Origin of the sequence: Acidicapsa acidisoli (genome assembly GCF_025685625.1) — a bacterium.
GTDB lineage: Bacteria > Acidobacteriota > Terriglobia > Terriglobales > Acidobacteriaceae > Acidicapsa > Acidicapsa acidisoli.
This window is the reverse complement of record NZ_JAGSYI010000004.1, coordinates 358648-377498: the sequence shown is the minus strand read 5'-3', so window position 1 is coordinate 377498 and position 18851 is coordinate 358648. Positions and strand designations below refer to the sequence as shown.

At 58.6% G+C, this 18851-nt stretch carries 19 protein-coding genes; 10 read left to right on the top strand and 9 right to left on the bottom strand.

Features of this window, described 5'->3' with window-relative positions:
* Positions 1-9 precede the first annotated feature (9 nt).
* The 6 genes from pucL to OHL23_RS23540 are packed head-to-tail and all read right to left on the bottom strand — an operon-like array spanning position 10 to position 5356.
* Positions 10-852 (bottom strand): factor-independent urate hydroxylase, encoded by an 843-nt coding sequence (gene pucL / locus OHL23_RS23565; RefSeq protein WP_263354487.1) that lies wholly within the window; start codon positions 850-852, stop codon positions 10-12.
* Positions 853-873: 21 nt separating this feature from the next.
* Positions 874-1200: a hydroxyisourate hydrolase gene (uraH, locus tag OHL23_RS23560; RefSeq protein WP_263354486.1), complete on the bottom strand. Its 327-nt coding sequence runs from the start codon at positions 1198-1200 to the stop codon at positions 874-876.
* Positions 1197-1718 carry a 2-oxo-4-hydroxy-4-carboxy-5-ureidoimidazoline decarboxylase gene (uraD, locus tag OHL23_RS23555; RefSeq protein ID WP_263354485.1) on the bottom strand — a complete coding sequence of 174 codons (522 nt, stop codon included), beginning with the start codon at positions 1716-1718 and terminating at the stop codon, positions 1197-1199. Before uraD ends, uraH begins: the two co-directional genes overlap by 4 nt.
* Complete coding sequence (locus OHL23_RS23550; protein ID WP_263354484.1) at positions 1715-2590, bottom strand: FAD binding domain-containing protein; 876 nt, start codon at positions 2588-2590, stop codon at positions 1715-1717. Before OHL23_RS23550 ends, uraD begins: the two co-directional genes overlap by 4 nt.
* Positions 2580-3068, bottom strand: coding sequence for a (2Fe-2S)-binding protein (locus OHL23_RS23545; RefSeq protein WP_263354483.1), 489 nt, complete (start codon positions 3066-3068; stop codon positions 2580-2582). The genes OHL23_RS23550 and OHL23_RS23545 overlap by 11 nt, the downstream gene beginning before the upstream one ends.
* A complete protein-coding gene (locus OHL23_RS23540) occupies positions 3065-5356 on the bottom strand; it encodes a xanthine dehydrogenase family protein molybdopterin-binding subunit (protein ID WP_263354482.1) in 2292 nt (763 codons plus the stop codon). The genes OHL23_RS23545 and OHL23_RS23540 overlap by 4 nt, the downstream gene beginning before the upstream one ends.
* A gap of 197 nt (positions 5357-5553) precedes the next feature.
* Here OHL23_RS23540 and OHL23_RS23535 point away from each other — a divergent pair, with 197 nt between their 5' ends.
* The 8 genes from OHL23_RS23535 to glyS all read left to right on the top strand — a co-directional run bounded on the left by OHL23_RS23535 (position 5554) and on the right by glyS (position 13259).
* Complete coding sequence (locus OHL23_RS23535; RefSeq protein ID WP_263354793.1) at positions 5554-6300, top strand: molybdenum cofactor biosynthesis protein; 747 nt, start codon at positions 5554-5556, stop codon at positions 6298-6300.
* Complete coding sequence (locus OHL23_RS23530; RefSeq protein ID WP_263354481.1) at positions 6297-7310, top strand: VWA domain-containing protein; 1014 nt, start codon at positions 6297-6299, stop codon at positions 7308-7310. The genes OHL23_RS23535 and OHL23_RS23530 overlap by 4 nt, the downstream gene beginning before the upstream one ends.
* Positions 7311-7439: 129 nt before the next feature.
* Positions 7440-7736, top strand: a complete 297-nt coding sequence (locus OHL23_RS23525) for an RNA chaperone Hfq (protein ID WP_263354480.1) — start codon at positions 7440-7442, stop codon at positions 7734-7736.
* On the top strand, positions 7733-8686 hold the full coding sequence (locus OHL23_RS23520; protein WP_263354479.1) for an inositol monophosphatase family protein: 954 nt from the start codon (positions 7733-7735) through the stop codon (positions 8684-8686). The genes OHL23_RS23525 and OHL23_RS23520 overlap by 4 nt, the downstream gene beginning before the upstream one ends.
* Positions 8687-8837: 151 nt before the next feature.
* Positions 8838-9098, top strand: coding sequence for a 4Fe-4S dicluster domain-containing protein (locus OHL23_RS23515; RefSeq protein ID WP_263354478.1), 261 nt, complete (start codon positions 8838-8840; stop codon positions 9096-9098).
* A gap of 151 nt (positions 9099-9249) precedes the next feature.
* Positions 9250-9987, top strand: a complete 738-nt coding sequence (gene recO, locus OHL23_RS23510; protein ID WP_263354477.1) for a DNA repair protein RecO — start codon at positions 9250-9252, stop codon at positions 9985-9987.
* A gap of 179 nt (positions 9988-10166) precedes the next feature.
* Positions 10167-11096, top strand: a complete 930-nt coding sequence (locus OHL23_RS23505; RefSeq protein ID WP_317891726.1) for a glycine--tRNA ligase subunit alpha — start codon at positions 10167-10169, stop codon at positions 11094-11096.
* A 57-nt stretch (positions 11097-11153) separates the two neighbouring features.
* Entirely contained in the window at positions 11154-13259 is a 2106-nt protein-coding gene (gene glyS, locus OHL23_RS23500; protein WP_263354476.1) for a glycine--tRNA ligase subunit beta, read from the top strand.
* Between the two features lie 26 nt (positions 13260-13285).
* On the opposite strand, the gene OHL23_RS23495 is transcribed toward glyS, so the two are convergent.
* The 3 genes from OHL23_RS23495 to OHL23_RS23485 form a co-directional block, all read right to left on the bottom strand.
* Positions 13286-13720 carry a TA system VapC family ribonuclease toxin gene (locus tag OHL23_RS23495; RefSeq protein WP_263354475.1) on the bottom strand — a complete coding sequence of 145 codons (435 nt, stop codon included), beginning with the start codon at positions 13718-13720 and terminating at the stop codon, positions 13286-13288.
* Positions 13717-13941: a hypothetical protein gene (locus OHL23_RS23490; RefSeq protein ID WP_263354474.1), complete on the bottom strand. Its 225-nt coding sequence runs from the start codon at positions 13939-13941 to the stop codon at positions 13717-13719. The genes OHL23_RS23495 and OHL23_RS23490 overlap by 4 nt, the downstream gene beginning before the upstream one ends.
* A 119-nt stretch (positions 13942-14060) precedes the next feature.
* The gene (locus tag OHL23_RS23485) at positions 14061-15134 is read right to left on the bottom strand and encodes an alpha/beta fold hydrolase (protein ID WP_263354473.1); all 1074 of its coding nucleotides are present in this window, start codon (positions 15132-15134) and stop codon (positions 14061-14063) included.
* A gap of 149 nt (positions 15135-15283) precedes the next feature.
* On the opposite strand from OHL23_RS23485, the gene OHL23_RS23480 reads away from it, so the two are divergent.
* Both OHL23_RS23480 and OHL23_RS23475 read left to right on the top strand, forming a co-directional pair.
* Positions 15284-15895 (top strand): hypothetical protein, encoded by a 612-nt coding sequence (locus OHL23_RS23480; RefSeq protein WP_263354472.1) that lies wholly within the window; start codon positions 15284-15286, stop codon positions 15893-15895.
* Between the two features lie 94 nt (positions 15896-15989).
* Positions 15990-18827 carry an LptA/OstA family protein gene (locus tag OHL23_RS23475; RefSeq protein ID WP_263354471.1) on the top strand — a complete coding sequence of 946 codons (2838 nt, stop codon included), beginning with the start codon at positions 15990-15992 and terminating at the stop codon, positions 18825-18827.
* Positions 18828-18851: the final 24 nt, after the last annotated feature.

Here is an 18851-nt window from a genome sequence, read left to right as displayed (position 1 = left end):
ATGGTAAAGCTATCTCTTGATCACGGCTTCGATGTAGCCGTGAGGCTCGTCGATGGGGACAAATATCTGATTGGGATTGGTTTGTCCGAAGCGGCTCAGATCGACGAGATTGCAGTGCAGGTTGGGCATCGCTAGCTTGATTTGCGAGAGTTCTGGCGCGGCTTCGAGCATGGCTTTGCCGATGTCGTAGAGCGTGTGCTGGACGCTGAGGCTGTCATGCTCGGCGAAGGCTTTGAGCAGCGTAGCCAGGGTAGTTGCGCGTATGGCGGCATAGTCGGAGGGGGATTCGAGATATTCCCACACAACAGTGGCGCGAGTGCCGAAGATGCGGTCGGTGCTTTCGGGCAGCGTGGTTTGCGCGTTTTTGATATAGCCGGTGAAAGCTGACCTGGTGGTCTTGAGAATGACGAGGCCGTCGATGCCTGATGTAAGTTTCAATGGTTTTCCGCGCTCCTGAATTACTTCAGTTGTCTGAAGTTCAGGGCCGCCGAGTTGATATGTCGTTGGATGCGGGACGCCGTCGATGGGAAGTTGCGCCCAACTCTTTTCTTCGATCTCGACGCTGGCTTTCGAAGCTTGTGGATTGTCGGCGAGCAGGAACCTGACAATCTCGATGGCGAATTCTTCGAGGGTCGCAGCCTGCGATTCACGGGCCAGATAGTAGACGGTGTTCTTCATCGTGTCAGTGGGCAGAATCTGGCTGTTATCGCCTTCGGTGAAACATCTTTCGAAGTCGCCATGCAGGAGCACGCGTACGTTCCACTCCTTCATGGCGTGGTGCGTTTCGTGGCGCACCACTTTCATGACGCGGACGCGCGATTTTCCGTAGCGATTCTCTCCCAGGCTGGCCATAGGATCTCCTTGCTTACTGACTTAGCTGCCGCGATAGGTTGTATAGCTGTTGTCGCTCAAAAGAAGAGGGATGTGGTAATGGCCGCCTTCGACGATTAGGGTAATGGAGATTTCGGGATAGATGCTGATGCGGCTGTGGCTTGCAAAGTAGTCGTCGACGGCAAAGGTGAGCCGGTAGACGCCGTCGCTACCATCCTGGCACAGGTCGGGGCATCTGCCGTCGCTGTCCGTAGCACTTTCACTCAGGACGAGCCAGCCAGTCTCGGTCTGCTTTTCAAGCCGCACTTCGATGCCGGAAGCCGGTTTGCCTTGCACTGCGTCGAGTACGTGGGTGCTGATGGTGCTCATGCCTGTGTGCCTCCTCGCAGCCATTTCCTCAAACGAAGCTGCGTGATCTGCCGTTGCTGCTCGGCGGCTTCTCTCAATTCGAAGGGACGCTTGTTGGCCAGTCGACGTTGCAGGATAGCGAGCATTTCTTCGGCGGATTTTCCGGTGGCGCAGACGATGTAAGTGAAGCCGAATATCTCTTCGTAGCGGGCATTGCCTACGGATAACTCTGCTAGGACGTCTGTCTGAGCGGTGTCGGCAGCGGATTGCTCTTGCTGCGACCATGCTGTCGATTGTGCCGAGGCATGAGGCGCGGTGCGTTCGCCGATGCGAGGATGGGCTTTGAAGGCCTGCATCCAGTCGAGCTCGTCGGCGACGGCCCATGCTCTGTCGGCAGCTTCGAAGAGTTGCGCTTCATTGGAGTAGGGCCGTTGTGCAGCTACTGCACGCGCCCAGCGATGCGCTGCGCAGCAGTTCAGCAGCGCAGCGACTGCGGATTCTGAGTCCAACGTATTCCAAATGCTGAGGATTGCATTCATGAAGAACCTTCCCGGGATAATTCATTTAAAAATTCGTCGAGGAGATTCGCGGCAACATGGCTGCGATAAGCAGCGGTCGAGCGAATGTCATCAATGGGCTTTACTTCCTTGAGGAGTGCGATGCGCGCTGCCTGATTGGTTTCGGTGGATAGCTTCTTGCCGAGCAGCGCGGTTTCGGTGTTAGTCATGCGCAGGGGACGATCCGCAACGCTGGCGGCTGCGATGCGTATCTGGGTTACCATGCCATCATCGATGGTTGCCGTTCCAGCGAGCGCTACTTTTGTGATTGCCATTGCCTTACGCGTGCCGACTTTGCGCAGGTATTGCTTGTGTTTTGCAAATCGCCTTGGCAGATGCAGCGCAAGGACCAATTCATCAGGCTGCAGTACGGACTGCTTGTAGCCGAGGTGAAAGTTTGCGTAAGGAAGACGCCTTGATCCGCGCTGGGAGATGAGTTCGATCTCGGCATCGTAGACGAGCAACGCAGGTGGAGCATCGGCCGCCGGAGAACCGTTGACGATATTACCCGCGATGGTGGCGCGATTTTGATTCGCAATCGATCCAATCCAGCTTGCCGCGAGCGATAACAGCGGGAAATCGGAGGCGATGATTGTATGCAGACGGATCTGTCCGAAGGTTACTCCGCCGCCGATGGAGATGCTTTCGTCAGTTACCCGGATGAAATCCAACTCGGGCAATCCCCACAGGCTGATGAGCTTTGGCGAGGCCAATCTTCCTGCAGCGTGAGCGACCATCAACTCGGTGCCACCAGCGATTGGGGTCCATGTTCCGGGTGCGTCGCCAAGCTTGGCAAGAACTTCCGATAGGCTGGGTGCGGCGATCAACTCATGAGCCTCGGGATTACCGCGCATTGGGCGCTCTCATGGCCGCGGCTGCGACGACCGATTCGAAGATCTTGATGAAGCCGGTGCAGCGACAGAGGTTGCCTGCGAGGCCTTCGCGTATCTCCTCCATCGTGGGATGAGGATTGTGCGCGAGTAAGTGAGTCGCAGCCATTAACATGCCGGGTGTGCAGATGCCGCACTGCGCTCCGCCGCATTCGAGGAATGCCTTTTGCAGTGGGTGCAATTCGGCATCGATGGCGAGGCCCTCGACGGTCTCAATGCTTGCGCCGTTTGCTTGCAGGATTGGGACGAGACAGCTATTGATGAGCTGGCCATTCATGCGCACGGAGCATGAGCCGCACTCGCCTTCACCGCATCCTTCCTTGGTTCCGGTGAGGCCGAGATCTTCGCGCAGTACATCGAGCAGGCGCTTCATCGGCGGCGCTTCCACCGTGGCTGGCTGGCCGTTGACTGTGAGTTTCAGTTGCGACCGACAGGCGCTCATACCGCAGCGTGCTCCTCATTTGGAGTGAACGGGTCTGGAGCGGGCACGTCTGGAGTGCGTATGGCCATGCGCAGGAAGATATCCTCTGGCAGCAGCGGAATAAAGGGAAAGTTCTCGCCGGTCGCGTCCTGAATGGCATTCAAGATGGCCGGAGCCGGGCCGTCATGCGGCAGTTCGCCGATTCCTTTTGCACCATAGGCTCCGTGGGCGAAGGGAATCTCTTTGAAGAAGACCGCGATTGGCGGTACGTCCGCTGCAGTGGGCATGATGTAGTTGGTCATCTGGTTGTTGAACATGTGACCGTTCTTGAGCAGGACTTTTTCGTAGAGCGCGTAGCCGATGCCTTGCGCTACGCCGCCTTCGATCTGTCCCGCTGCGAGGGTTGGATTGAGAACGCGGCCCACTTCCTGCACGGTGTAGAAGTTTGTTACTTCGGCGGAGTAAGTGACGGTGTCAACCGCGACCTCGGCTACGTAGACGGCCCACGCGAAGGCGGGATATGCTTCGCCGCGATACTTCTGGTCATCCCAGTAGATGTTGGGCGGCGCTTCGTAACGGCACAGAGATTCGACTTTTCCTTGCTGCTCACGCAGGCGCTCGCATGCGGTGAAGAACTCACTGCGGGAATAGTCATCCGCCAGTCCCGCGCTTTCTTTGAGCGAGGAAATCAGTTGATGGGCGGAACGTTCGATGAGGCGGCCAACGACCATGGAGGTGCGCGATGCGACGGTTGGGCCGCTGTTGGGAACGATATTTGTATCGCAGGGAGCCATCTCGATGTCGTCGTAGCTCAGCGCGAGTGCTTCGGCGGCGATCTGGGTGAGGATGGTGTTCGTGCCCTGGCCAAATTCGGTGTTGCATACGAGGACGCGCACCTTGTTGTTTTCTGTTACATCGAGGCCTGCCAGAGAGTTGAGATAGCGTTCGCCGGAGCCGGTAAATCCGGAGCCGTGATAGAAGGCTGCTATTCCCATGCCGCGCTTGATGGCGCTGTGCGGATTCTCGCGCGTGAAGCGTTCGCGCTTGGCTGTGTAGTCGCTCTCTTTCAATGCGTGATCGAGCAGTGCGTCGAGAATGACTGGCTCGCGCATGACTTGCTCGGTTGCCGTGGAGTCGCCGTCGTGCAGGAAGTTTCTGCGCCGTATCTCGGCGGAATCGATGCCGACGGCGCGGGCGATCTGCTCCATGTGGCGCTCGATGGCAAAAATCGATTGCGGAGCGCCGAAGCCTCGAAATGCGCCGTAGGGGACGGTGTTTGTGGCCCAGGAGCGCGAGTTGATGCGCACATTCGGGCAGACATAAGGGCCGGTCGAATGCAGCGTGGCGCGCGATAGCACAGTGGAAGAAAGCGTGGCATAGGCGCCGCCATCTGTGGCGAGGTCGATCTCCATTGCGAGCAGTCTGCCGTCTTTGTCGACGGCAGTACGATGGCGGGTGCGGGATGGGTGGCGCTTGGTGGTTGCGGCCAGGTCTTCCATGCGATCGTAGACCATTTTGATCGGTCGTCCGGCCTTGCGGGCAAGCAGCGCGGCGTGGGAGGCGATCACCGAGGGGTAATCCTCCTTGCCGCCGAAGGCTCCTCCGGTTTCGGTCTGGATGACACGCACTTTTTCTGGCGGCAGGTCAAAGACGGCCATCAGCGATTTGTGCACATAGAAAGGGCATTGCAGCGAGCCGCGGACGGTGAGGCCGTCGGCATCGCTGTACTCGGCGATTACGCCGTTGTTTTCGATGTAGAGGTGCTCCTGCGCGCCGGTCCGGTATTCGCCTTCGACGACGTACGCGGCGGTTGCCCAGACATCGTCGACATTGCCTTTTTCGAGGTGGAACTCTTTGAAGAGATTGCCGTCTTTCGTATTCGGTCCCCAGATGATCTCGTGCTGCGACTCGCTTTCTTCAATGGACAAAATCGCCGGGAGGGGTTCGTAGTCGATGCGGACGGCGGCTACGGCCTCGGGAAGGCGACGCTTGTCGGGGTGAGCCAGTAGGAGGATGGGCTCGTCGCAGTGGTTGACGGCATCGGCTGCGAGGCAGGGCTGATCAGCGGAGATCATCTGGATGTGATTCTTGCCGGAGATATCGGCGGCGGTGACCACGACGAATTCGCTCCAGTCGACTTCGGGGCTGTAGTGGATTGCCCGGATGCGGCCGCGTGGAATCGAACTGCGGACGGTGGCCCCGTACCACATTCCATCGCGCTCAAGATCGTCCACATATTTGGCGCGGCCCAGCACTTTGTCGATGCCCTCTTTGCGGATTTGAGGGGTGCCGACAATTCGCGGCCTCATTTGTGCCTGGGGACGTGTTGTGGGGCTTGCGGTCATCAGGGTTGAAAATGCGTTCGGATTAGGCGTTAGCATACACGGGGTTGGGGCGGTTGCAAAGCGTTCCGCAGATCTGGTCCGCAGCTCTTGCGTGTGCGACGATTCTTCCGCTACGGATTCCCTCGTGGCGCGTCTAAAGAGAAGGTATTCTTTTGAAGAACATGCGCGTCCAGATTCTCCCCTTCGGCGTTTTGAAAGATGTCTTAACAGCAGCCCCGTTCGAATTGGCGGAGCAGGCTACTGTCGGGGACCTGCTGGCTGCTTTAGGCGACAAACTTCGTAATCATCCGGTTGCAATGCAGTTGCTGCCCCGTATTGCGGTCAGCGTGAATGCTGAGTACGCTCAGCCTGGGCAGATTTTGTCTGAGGGGGATGAGGTTGGCCTGCTTCCGCCCGTTTCAGGCGGAAGCAGCGAGTCGGCGAGCCCGGTCGTGACGTACCTGACCCGGGAAGTGATTTCCGCGGACAAACTGGTTGCAAACGCGAAGCAGGGAAGCGACGGCGCAGTTGTTGTTTTCGACGGAATTGTTCGCGATAACACGCGGGGCCGTAAGACGCTTTACCTAGATTACGAGTCGTACGAGGAGATGGCGTCGAAGCAGATGACGGAGTTGGCGGCTCAGGCGATTGAGCGATTCTCTGTTCGCGGTGTGACGATTGTGCATCGGCTGGGGCGGTTGGAGATCGGCGAAACGAGCGTGCTGATCGTTGTGGCTTCGGCGCATCGCGGCGTTGCGTTTGACGCTTGTCGGTGGCTGATCGATACGCTCAAGACGACGGTTCCGATCTGGAAAAAAGAGATGTTTCTGGATGGAGCGGTCTGGGCGGACGGCGAACCGTTTCCACCGGAATTGGCAGCCAATCCTGTGGCGGGATCAGTCACGGGTGAGTTGGAGTCCGGATCATGATTTTGCGGCGGGGCCTGGCTATCGTGCTGTTTGCGGCGTTGTTTGTGCCCGAGGCTTCGTTATCAGCGCAGACGGCCGCGGCAGCGCAGGATAGCGCGGTTGAGCCTCAAGGGGCGAACAATGCTTCTTCGACGGCCACCAAAGAGGATGGCGGCTATTTGCTGCATGTCAACGTCAAGCTGGTCAACGTGTTTACCAACGTGACGGACTCGACCGGAGCCATTGTAGGCGGCCTGACGAAGGAAGACTTCTTCGTTACTGAAGATGGCCGGCCGCAACGCATCGCCGTCTTTGAGCGCCAGTCGGAGTTGCCGTTGAACCTTGTTCTGGCGATCGACACGAGCGGCAGCGTGCACAAGGATCTGCCATTGGAGCAGGATGCGGCGCGGAAGTTCGTTCATGCGCTGCTGCGCGGGCAGGACCAGATCAGCCTGCTCGAGTTCGCCACGGATGTACGTCAGGTGGTGCCGTTCACAAACCAGGCGAACCGCATCGATCGCGGACTGGCGAGCCTGCGTGGCGGTCCGGCGACGGCTCTGTACGATGCGATCTACCTCGCATCGGAGAATCTTGCCCGTCAGACGGCGTCGGGAAGACCCGGACGTAAAGTATTGGTGCTGGTGACAGATGGCGGAGATACCGCCAACACGGTGACTTACGCCGAGGCGCTCGAAAAGGCGCTCCGCGGCGAAGTCATGGTCTACAGCATCATCGATGTGCCGATTGAGGCAAGCGCCGGGCGCGATACAGGCGGCGAACATGCGCTGATTACGCTGGCCGAGCAGACGGGCGGGAAATATTTCTACGCCAACACGGGCGGCCTTGACAAGGCTTTCGCACAGGTCTCCGAAGATCTGCGTACACAGTATTTGCTGGGCTACTATCCGGCGAATCAACCGCCGGGGCTGGATTTTCACCGCATTCGCGTGTCGGTGCCGCGTGCGGCACAGGATGCCTTCGACATTCGCTACCGGACGGGGTATTATGCGGATACACAGGCAACAAATTGATCTGGCTTGAACGGGGCAGCTTGAACAGGCCAGTTTGAACATGGCCGCTTGCACGGATGGTACCTTCGGGAACGCGCCCATGCGATTTCTGCAACTAATCCCGCTCGCGCGGCGTCCCACAAGAAGACAATGATGACTCCCCCACTGACACATTTGCGACGTTCCAGAACTCCTCCTCCAGGTGACACCGGGCAGGAAGCGCTCTATCTCCGCTCTTTGAGCGATCGTCAAGTCAGCGTGCAGGTGCAACTGCGCGACGGCGAAACGATCGATGGTTGGATTGAGTATTTTGACGATGGCATGATTCGCATTACGCGAGATGGCCATCCTAATCTGTTTATATACAAGCACCAGATTCGAACCATTACCGAATTGACCCGCCGGCGATTGAGCCGTCGCCCAGGCATCACCGGGATGGGATCATGAGTCCGGAATCCGGCGTAGCTTCGGTCACTCATACAGAAACGAATGTCGATCCGCAGGCAGATTTTCTGTGGGTTCCCAAGGCTGCTGCCATCGCCCGGAACGCGGGCGGTCAACTGCGGGAGTTTTTATCGCAGGGCGTCGTCACGGAATACAAAGGCACTGCGGATCTGGTCACGGTCGCAGACCGAACCGTCGAAGCGTATGTGAGGGGCGCGCTGCAGGCGGCGTTTCCATCGCATGGCATGTATGGCGAAGAGGGCACGCGGGATCGATTGGATGCCGAGTATCGCTGGTACATCGATCCGCTTGACGGCACGACGAACTTCGCACACGGATTTCCGCATTTTTGCGTGTCGATGGGGCTCGAACATCGTTCCGAAGGGCTTGCACCGGAGCACGACGGGCCAATTGTGGCGGGTATCGTCTACGACCCGATGCGGGACGAACTTTTTGTTGCGGAGCGGGGCAAAGGCGCGTTTTTGAATGACAAGCCGATGCACGTCTCTGCTGTCCCGGCGATCGGCGAAGCGCTGTTGGCGACGGGCTTTCCCAGCCGCAAGCGGCATGAGAACCCGAATATTCATTTCTACCAGGAGTTGACGCTTCGTTCGCATGGCGTGCGCCGAGCGGGGTCTGCCGCTCTCGATCTGGCTTACGTTGCTTGCGGGCGCGTGGATGCGTTCTGGGAGTTCCATCTGAATCCCTGGGATACGGCTGCGGGCTTTTTGCTGGTAGAGGAGGCTGGCGGGATGGTCACGGGCTTCGACGGCGCCTATCGCCGTCTGAACAGCAACGAGGTGCTTGCTTCGAATCAATTGCTGCACCACGAACTCCTGGGTGTCTTTGGCGACTTGTTTGCCGGCAGAAACTTATCTCCGCTGCCGTCAGTCGAGGAGTATGCGGCCGCCCGTGAAGCGCGGGCTGCGGCCTCAGCGGATATCAAGCTCTGAGAGTGTGATCGCGACTGGCGTATCGCTCTGTGGGACTCGCGTTTCCAGCCGGAATATCCGCGAGTCTGATCACTGCCAGGGCAATCGGCTGTTGTGCTACTATGGGCGAGTTGAACGACCTTCAGTTCCAATTTTTCGGAGAGTAAAAATCATGGCTTACGTGATTGCAGAACCCTGTATCGGCACCAAGGACACCGCCTGTGTGGACGCCTGTCCCGTCGATTGCATCCACCCTAAAAAAGACGCAGGCGACCACGCCGAGGCAGAGCAGCTTTTCATCGATCCCGTTGAGTGCATCGATTGCGGCGCTTGTGTTCCCGCCTGCCCGGTTTCGGCAATCTTCGCTCAGGACGACCTGCCGGAAAAATGGGCTCACTTCACCGAGAAGAACGCAGCGCACTTCGGCCGGTAGTGCTTCTTGACTGAGCTGCAAGCTCAAAACGCGCATTCCGATTGCCGGGATGCGCGTTTGTGCTTTCTGGGCGAGGTGATCAGCACAATCCCACCAGTTTGGCGGCATCCTGAAGTCTGCCCGCAGTCGCTCAGTGCGAAGATGGATTTGCATGACTTTGCTCGCTTCCGACGCTCTGATTCTCCGAACCTGGCCGGTGAATGAGGCGGACCTTGTGGTCAGCTTCTTTACTCGGGACTACGGCAAGGTGAAGGGCGTCGCCAAGGCTGCGCTCAAGAGCCGCAAGCGCTTTGGCGGCGCGCTGGAGCCGATGACGCTGGCGCGGGCTTTCTTTGCGGAGCGGCCCAGGCAGGAACTGGTGCGGCTCGACCAACTGGAACTGCTGCGCTCGCCGCTCTCCGCGCCGGTGGATTATGCGCGGGCGGCTGTGCTCAGTTTCTACGCCGAAATTCTGGAAGAATCGTTGCAGGAACATGATCCGCAGGAGACGGTTTTTCGGCTGGCGCTGGCCGTGCTCGAGCAGACGACTGTGGAGCAGCCGTGGATGCCGCTGACCTATTTTTCGCTGTGGATGACGCGGTTGATGGGCTGGCTGCCGGATGTGGCTGGCTGCACGCAGTGTGGCGATCGCTTTGCGCCCGGCGAGGCGAGCTTTCATCCGCAGGCGGACGGACTCTTTTGCCCGCTGCATCGCCAGGGCACAGGGAGCCTGTTGTCGGCGGACTCGTGGCTGCTGGCACAGCGCATCCTGCGCGAACCGGCTACGGCATTTGCCCAGGAGCCGTGGCCACGCCGCCGGGGACAGGATCTGCGGCGGTTTACGCTGCAATCGCTGGAGCGGCATCTGGAGCGGCGTTTGCGCTCGGCTGAAGCCATCTCCCGAGTGTGAGCGGAATGGTGATTCTTCCGCAACTCCCTGGCGCCGCAGGCGCGTTTGCCTGGACGGCCAGTCCCGGCCAGTCCTCTCCGGTAGAATTGGGGTAGCTTTTTTGCCTGAGAGAGTCCTTCGTGTCTTCTTTTGAAAGTGTTTCCGGCGCCGAGAGCGCCATCGCTCCCACCGTTGCCTCCATTGCACCGGTTCCTCTTACGTTTCAGGAATTGCTTTTCCGTTTGCAGAAGTTCTGGGCCGATCGGGGATGCATTCTCCAGCAGCCCTATGATGTGGAAGTAGGCGCGGGTACCATGTCGCCGGAGACATTTCTCCGCGTGCTTGGGCCAAAGCCGTTCCGCGTGGGGTATGCGCAGCCTTCGCGCCGCCCGGCCGACGGGCGCTATGGCGAGAATCCGAACCGGCTGTTCAAGCACACGCAGTTTCAGCTGATTCTGAAGCCGCCGCCGGTCAACGTGCAGGAGCTGTATCTGGAGTCGCTGGCGGCTATCGGGATCGATCTGAGCCGGCATGATCTGAAGTTTGAAGAGGACAACTGGGAGTGGCCTGCGGGCGGTGCGTGGGGCGTTGGCTGGCAGGTGATGCTGGATGGGCTGGAGATTACGCAGTTCACCTACTTTCAGCAATGTGGCGGGCTCGATCTCGACCCAATGTGCGCGGAACTGACGTATGGCCTGGAGCGCATTGCGGCCTTTTTGCAGGATGTGGACTCGATCTATGACATTGTGTGGGCGCGCGATCCGGAGACGGGCAATGTCGTAACTTACGGCGATGTGCGACTGCCGGAAGAAGTGCAGTTTTCGGTGTATAACTTCGAGTTTGCCGAAGTGGATAAGCTCTGGGAGCACTTTCGGTTATATGAGGCTGAGGCGCAGACGCTGTTGAACAAGGCTGGCGCCCTGTTCAAGCAGGAAGATGCCGATGTCAGAGAGAAGAAGCGTTTTCCTCTGCTGGCGGCCTACGAGCTGGCTCTTAAGTGCTCGCACTTATTCAACTTGCTGGACGCACGCGGGGCTGTTTCTGTGACCGAGCGGGTTGGGGTGATTGCGCGGATTCGCGCGCTGGCGGTAGGTGTGGCCAGGGCGTATGCGTTACAGCAAGTTAGCTAGTTGGCGAGTTAGCAGGTTAGCGGCTTTTGTGGGTGATTGAGGGAAGATAGTCACGTTATGGCGGATTTTTTACTGGAGATAGGGCTTGAGGAGATTCCGGCCCGCATGATTGCCGGGGCTGAGGCGGAACTGGGGCGCCGGGTTGGCGAGCTTCTTACGCGCGAGCGGCTTCTTGGCGCGGGCGGCAAGGTTACGACTTATTCGACGCCCCGGCGGCTTGCGGTTCGCGTCGAAGGGCTGGCGCTGGCGCAGCCGGATACCGAAGAGCAGTTAGTAGGCCCCTCGTGGAAGGTTGCGTTCCCCAATGGTGAAGCTGGTCCGGCGGCTGTGGCTTTTGCGAAAAAAGCCGAGGTAGAAGTATCTGCGCTAACCAAAATCACCACTGTCAAGGGCGAGTATGTGAGCGCGACGGTCGAGCGCAAGGGGCGGACTGCGGCCGAGTTGCTGGCTGCGGAATTGCCGAAGGAAGTGTTGTCGATTTATTGGGCGAAGAATATGTATTGGCGCGCGGGCAAGCCGGAGCGTTTTGTGCGCCCTGTTCGCTGGCTCGTGGCTCTGCTGGATTCGGCGGTGGTGCCGCTGGAGATTGCCGGGATCGCCGCAGGGAACCAGAGCCGCGGACACCGCATTCTGCATGGAGATTCGCCTGTCGCGATCGGTGCGCCGGGTGATTATCCAGAGGCGCTTCGCAGAGCGTTTGTTGAAGCGGATGTTGCAGCGCGGCGGCACAAGATTCGAAAGACGCTGGATCATGTAACTCGGGCGATTACCGAGACGCCGGGAGCGCGCTGGCGTGAGGATGAGGCGTTGGTCGATACGGTCGTTCACCTGACCGAATGGCCCACGGTGCTTTACGGCAGCTTTGAGGCGGAGTATCTGGCGCTGCCGGAAGAAGTGCTCGTCACAGTGATGCGCGATCACCAGAAGTATTTTGCGGTGGAAGACGTACAGGGCAAGCTGGCTCCACATTTCCTGACCGTGCTTAATACGCAGGTGGATGACGAAGGCCGGGCGATTATTCGGCACGGCAATGAGCGGGTGCTGCGTTCGCGGTTCAAGGACGCGCAGTTCTTCTGGGAGACAGATCAGAAAATCAGACTTGAAGATCGACTGGAACTGCTCGAATCCGTCACGTTCCAAAAAGAGTTGGGTAGCTATGCATGGAAAACAGCGAAGAATGTTGAAGTGGCTCAAGTGCTGGCTGCTCGTCTCAAAGCCAATGGCGTCGTAGAGTTTGATGAAACTGCGCTTTTATCCGCAGTGCAACTGGCCAAGGTCGATCTCACAGCGGAGCTCGTCAAGGAGTTTACTGAGCTTCAAGGGGTTATCGGTGGTCTCTATGCGCGTGCGCAAGATCTCGGTGAAACCGTAGCTGAGGCGATCTACTCGCAATACGCTCCGGCATCTACTGACGATGGGATTCCATCAACGATCGAAGGGCAATTACTTGGTCTTGCCGATCGCATGCACACGATCGTGGCCATGTTTGGTATCGGGAATGCTCCCACTGGATCGAAAGACCCATTTGCGTTAAGACGGGCAGCCAATGCTGTTGTGAAAATTCTGGCGGAGTCTCTGCTTCCGTTGACTCTAACAAACGTGATCTCAAGTGTTCAGGGAACTGAAGAAGCTCTGTTACACGTAAAAGCATTTCTTGAAGAGCGCTTGAGCTTTTACCTTAAGGATGTTTACGGGTATGCCTATGATGTGGTCAATGCGGTACTTGCCGCGAATGCAGACGACGTCCAAGACGCTGTTATGCGAGCCCAGGCGTTGACTGTTGTCCGTGGTTCAGAGGACTTTCTTGCTATTTCGGCAGCATTTAAACGTATGAAGAACATTCTGCACCAGGCCTCCGAAAAGGGAGAGAAGATCCCGAAGCATGGAGTTCAAGTATCGTTGCTGGTTCAACCTGAAGAATATCAATTGTTTACTGTCTCAGGTGATTTAGCGGCAGAAGTCGATAACCTTCGGGAGGACGGCAATTATGTTGGCGCATTTGAAGTCATCGCCACGCTGCGGCCTGTGGTCGACGCCTTCTTTGACAAGGTGATGGTGATGGCGCCTGAGCCGGAGTTGCGCGCGGCTCGTCTGGCGCTGATTCAATCGGTGCTGGATGGTTTTTCGGGGATTGCGGACTTCAGCGAGATTGTCGTCGGCTGAAGTCCATCAAGGGTCCTGGGAATTTGCTATTTGAGCAGCAGGACATGCTTGGCGAAGGCTTTCCCGGCAAGCTGTGGAATCGCCCGATCTCTCGTGACAAGTGTTCCGCCGTTCGTGATTGCGAGGCCGAGTAGATACGCATCGGTTAACTGGAGTGGCCCAAACAGCTTGTCTGCAAAGGATGCGGTCGCTTCCAGAATTCCAATGTCTATTGGCCAGAAGGTGTGCCCTGGCATTTCAATCAGCGTAGTCAACGCTTGGAATGCTTCCTTGATCGACACAGGATTAGGCCTGAACTGGACGCTTGAGCTGATTCGTACAAAGCCTGATTGGGAGATGGCGCAGGTTGCGAAGTTTTGCCGTCCAGTGCTTTTGAACCATGGAAAAACCGTTGTATGCGATTGCTGGTCCTGCCATGCGATTCCGAGCAGGACGTTGATGTCAAGCAGAAAGGGTGTCAAATCTCCTCCGCAACGAGTCGACGTACCTCTTCATCCGTGATCGTTCTACCCTGCGGAATGTCGAAAACCGGAATGCCGTCAATGTACTTGATTCGCATCTTCGGTTGGACTGCCTGGAGAACCAGTTCCGAGATGGCTTTGCTTACGGAGATTGCGCGGCTGTCTGCGTAAAGCTGGATAATCTCGCTGGCCTCAGCGTCGAGTTTGACGGTAGTTCGCATGAGAATATTATGCGCGTATTCGTCTCCTGTGCCAAACCTTAAAAATGATTCAATTAACAAGAATCGCACGAAAGTTGTCTAAATGCATCTAAATGGAGCTTGGTTTAGCGGAGACTCACTTATTTACCGTCCAGGAACGCGCCGACTGCGGGATTGAGCTTGTCGGCTTCGCAGCCGGGGGCCTGGTGGCCGCAGTCTGATGTGAGCAGGAAGACCTTTGCTCCGAGCAGTTTGGCGAATTCGAGCGCCGGGCCGGGGTTGACCATATGATCCTGCTGGGAGGGCACAACCAGCACTTTGGCGTGCACGCGCCTGGCCACTTCTTCCATGCTGCCGCCTCGGGCGATATCGTGGCGGATCATCGCTTCCAGCTGGTAGATACGGTCATTGGCGTCGAACTCGCTTGCGCCGGAAGCGCCGTAGCTCTTGTAACGCTCTGCGAATGCTGCGCGGCTTACTTCGCGGGCGTAGTAGCTGGGTGTGCTGACATTCATCTCGTGCAGGATTGCTACCTGAGGCATCGCCGGGCTTTTCTCGTAATTGCCTGCGTGCCAGCCCGGGTCGGCGCGGACGGCGTCTTCTTCGCTGTGCCAGAGGAGCAGATCATAGGAGGTGAGGCGAGTAGAACCGACGATCGGGATCGCGAGATCCATGAAGTCCGGATAATCGACCATCCATTCAAAGGTTTGCATTCCGCCCATGGAGATGCCCATGACGGCGTGCAGGTGCTTGAGGTGCAGCGTTTCCGTGGCCAGTCGGTACTCGGCGCGCACCATGTCGCGGGTGGTAAAGGCTGGAAACTGCATCCGTGGCTGGCTCTTGCTGTTCGAGGGCGATGAGGAAACGCCGTCGCCGAGGGCGTCGACCGCGATGACAAAGTATCTGGCCGGATCGACAAGCTTGCCGGCTCCGATATTTCCCGCGATCTGCCCGCTGGTTCCGGTAAACCAGGTAGGGAAGAGCACGGCGTTCGAGCTGCCGGCGTTGAGATGTCCCCAGGTGCGGTAACCCAGCCGGCAGTCTTTGATCTGCTGGCCGCTGTCGAGCTTGCACTCGCCTAACGCGGCGAACTGCTGCCGACCGTCTGCTGGTGCGGCTTTTGCGGGAAACGCGAAGGAGGCGAATGCTGCGAGGGTGGCGCAGAGAGCGGCTCGCGCGAGAATGGAGCGGGTTTCAAGCATAGGAAAGAGCATGTCAAGCTGAGTTTATCCAAGTCTGGGCCGAGTCTAAAGATGTCTGTCCATGGGCCCGATTTATCGGCGTACGAGCAATTTTCCGGCCGACGGAAAGTGCTTGATCCTGTTGAACCCTCAGGCTGATTTGAGCGTCTAAAATCATAACAATGTCTGATGCTTTCTCATTAAGTCTTTGGTACCCGCAGTTCCGCCTCGCTGAGCTGGACGACAAGCTGGTTGTTATCCTCCGGCAGTTTGCGGCCCATGGCGGCGAGCCCGGTGTTTTCTCCGCTACAGCGTGGCCCGTCAACTGGCGGGAAGCGGCGGCTTTTCAGGAGATATACGGTCTCGGCGAGCACGGGGCGCAGATCGAATACGCCGTCAACGAGGCCCTGGAACTGCTGCATCCCGACTACGCCTATGAATTTCAGATCGGCTGGACACTATGGGAGCCGGAGCCGAATTCCGGGCCGAATCCCAACTGGGTGCGTACTCCGCGCCTCGTCCGCGTAATCGGGTTCGGCCCGGAGTTTGACGACGGCGCTTACGAGCAGGAGGGGCACATCCGCATCGACTTTGGCAGCGATGCGCCATTTCTACAGGAGGATGTGGCGCTGACTCCAGAGGCGATCCGATGCATCGAGGAGAACATTCGCCAGTTGATCGATCTGACCAACTCCGTCGAAAAGGAATCCGAGGCTGCGGCGCGGCTGATGTGGTCCGAACTGGGCGAGAGCCTCGCGGCCCGGCTGGTTGCCCGGCTGAACCGGCTGCAATGATGCCATCCTTCCCCGATCTCTCGATTTTCCAGCTGGCAGCAGCTCCTTATTTGACGCGTCGCAGCCGATGCGCAGCCGTGAAGCGAGCCACAGAATGCGTCTGACCATCCCCCGGCCGCGGTTTACGATCGAGCGCCTGCGTACGCTGGTGTTGATTGGCGGCGGCTTGCTGGTGACTGCGATTGTGATCTTTCTCGCAGCGGGCCAGTGGACACGTCGTTTTCTCAACAAGGATCTGCCAAGCCGTCTCGGGATCAACATCGAGCAGCAGGCAGACGGCGTCAATTACACGCAGACCCGCAAAGGCAAAACAATTTTCAAGATTCACGCAGCCCGCGCCGTCACCATGAAGAGCGGCGGAAACACTTTGCTGCATGATGTGAAGATCGATCTTTACGGAGACGATGGCAATCGCGCAGACACGATTTCAGGCGGGGAGTTTCAGTACGACCCGAGTGCAGGCGTCGCCACCGCCGCTGGTGCGGTTGAGATAACGATGATGCGGCCCAACGTGAAGCCGGCGATCACGAAACTGAAGCCGGGCGGTCCGAAACCGAAACCGGATGTCGGTAACGTCGCTCGGGAGACTTCTACGCCCAATTCGGGGTTTGCCTCAGTTTCGAACGGGATTACGGATAACGAAATCCACGTCAAGACGAGCGGCCTGACCTTTTACCAGAAGACTGGCGTGGCAACAACGACACAGCGTGTCGACTTTGCCCTGAGTCAGGGGAATGGCAACTCAATCGGAGCCACCTATGATTCCGGCAAGGGCCAGCTCATTCTCGATCATGCCGTTGAGCTGCATGTGCAGCGAGGCAAAGCCCAGAGTGGCGGTGGGCCGGTTACCGTTCATGCGGGACACGCTGAGTTTGAGCACAGTCAGATGCTTTGCCAGTTAACACAGGCAAAGGCCGAATATACCGGCGGCACGGCGCAGACCGCGAATGCGTTGATTCACTTTCGCGAGGATGGGTCAGTGATCCAGCTCGACGGCTCGGGCGGTGTGGACCTTCAGACACAGACCGGAGGCCACGTCACGGCTCCCGTGGGCACGCTTGAATTCGACGAAAACAATCATCCACGTCATGGTCTGTTGCAGGGTGGGGCGCGGCTTGCAATGAACGAGCCAAACCGGCAGGTTCAGGGTTCGTCCCCTGTGGCTAAGCTGACCTTCGACAAGGAAGGACAGCTCAGCCTGGCGCATATGGAACAGGGTGTTCTCTTCAGCAGTCAGCAAGAGGTGGAGACAGCAAAGGGCGGGCCGGCGCAGGTGCGGCGCAACTGGAAGTCCCAGACCGCGGATGTCGCCTTTGTGCCGGTGGTGACAGACCTGGGCTCAGCGAAGCAAGGCTCAGCGCAAACAAAGGAGCAGGGACACGTTGAGCCGCGCACGATTCACGGATTCGGCGGAGTGGTTCTGACCTCGGAAACGACCAGCGATGGTGTGGTAACGCCATCGAAGCTGTCCGCCGACACTGTGGTGGCAGAGCTCGTCTCCGGCGGAGAGTTGTCGAGGATGCAGGGCACCGGCCATGCAAGTTTTGAGGAGCGGACAGCCGCGGGCGTCCACCAGGCGAGCAGCGCGGACCAGTTGGATGTGCACTTTGTCACCGCTCCCGAGGCGGCGGGAAAAGCCGGAACTCTGTCTTCAAAGCCGAAGGGAAGCTCTGAGGGCTCGAACATTGCGTCCATTGTTGAGGTGGGACATGTGGTTCTTACGCAGGATCCCCCGCCGAACCGGACAGGCGCGAATTCCGGTGCGGCTTCCGGGCAGAGTTCCGGAGCGCCTTCCAGTTTGCGCGCCACGGCCAGCCGGGCAGATTACGACGGTCAGAGCGAGGTGTTGCACCTGACCGGTGCTCCCCGCGTTCGCGACGGCGCGCTCGATATGACGGCAGATCGGATCGACTTTTCCCGCGCGACAGAAGACGCGTTTGCGCACGGCGATGTGCGGGCAAGCTGGGTTGGTGCTGGAACCGGCGGAGCGGCGGGGCCCGGTTCGCCAGCGTCCCAGCCGTCGATGCCGGGTGCCTCGCTGCTTGGCGGTGATTCCGGTGCGGGTGGAAACGGCCCGGTTCATGCCGTGGCTGCCGAGGCCGAGCTGCACCAGTTGACGCAGGAAGTGATCTTCCGCGGGCCGGCTAACGGCCAGAGCGCGAGCCAGCCGCGGCTGTGGCAGTCGGTGAATTCGATTATTGCTCCGGTGATCATCCTCAATCGCCTGAAGCAAACCCTGACCGCCGAGGCCAACGGTCCGGCGAACCCGGTGCGAACCGTCCTGGTCAGCAATGCACCTGCGCCTGTGGCGGCCAATGGAGCGTCAAACTCTGCCAAGTCGAACACAGCAAAGGCCGAATCTGGAATCGAGTCCCGGAAACCCGGCTCGAAAGACGGCAAGGATTCGTCCTCTGTCATCCGCGTACGCAGCGGAGACCTGCACTACTCGGAAGGTGAGCGGCTGGCGCTGTTCCATAGCGGCTCGGTCGGTTCGGTTACAGCGGAGACGACTGGAACCGGCGGTACGGCCACGATTGTCTCGCAGGAGACGGAAGTGCACCTGCTTCCGGCGGGAATGCGCGGCGGTTCGGTCAATCCGCAGGCAGGAGTTCCTGCAAGACCAGCGAGCACGACCAATCCTTCCAGCGCGTCAAAATCGAGTACGTCCAATACCTCTGTTGACCGGCTTACAGCTCGCGGCCACGTTACCGTCGATTGGCCGGAACGCAGAGGAACGGGAGAAAAGCTCGTCTATCTCAGCGAGGCCGACACCTTCACTCTGACCGGCACCAGCAGCGTTCCGCCGCGTATTACGGATCAGGCTCAGGGCTCAGTCACGGGAAGCGCGTTGATTTACCATAGCCGCGATGGCAGAGTCACCGTTCAGGGCGACGGTGGCAAAACGGAAACCGAAACACGGTCAAAGAAGTAGCCCGGGCCGTTCACCAGAACCATT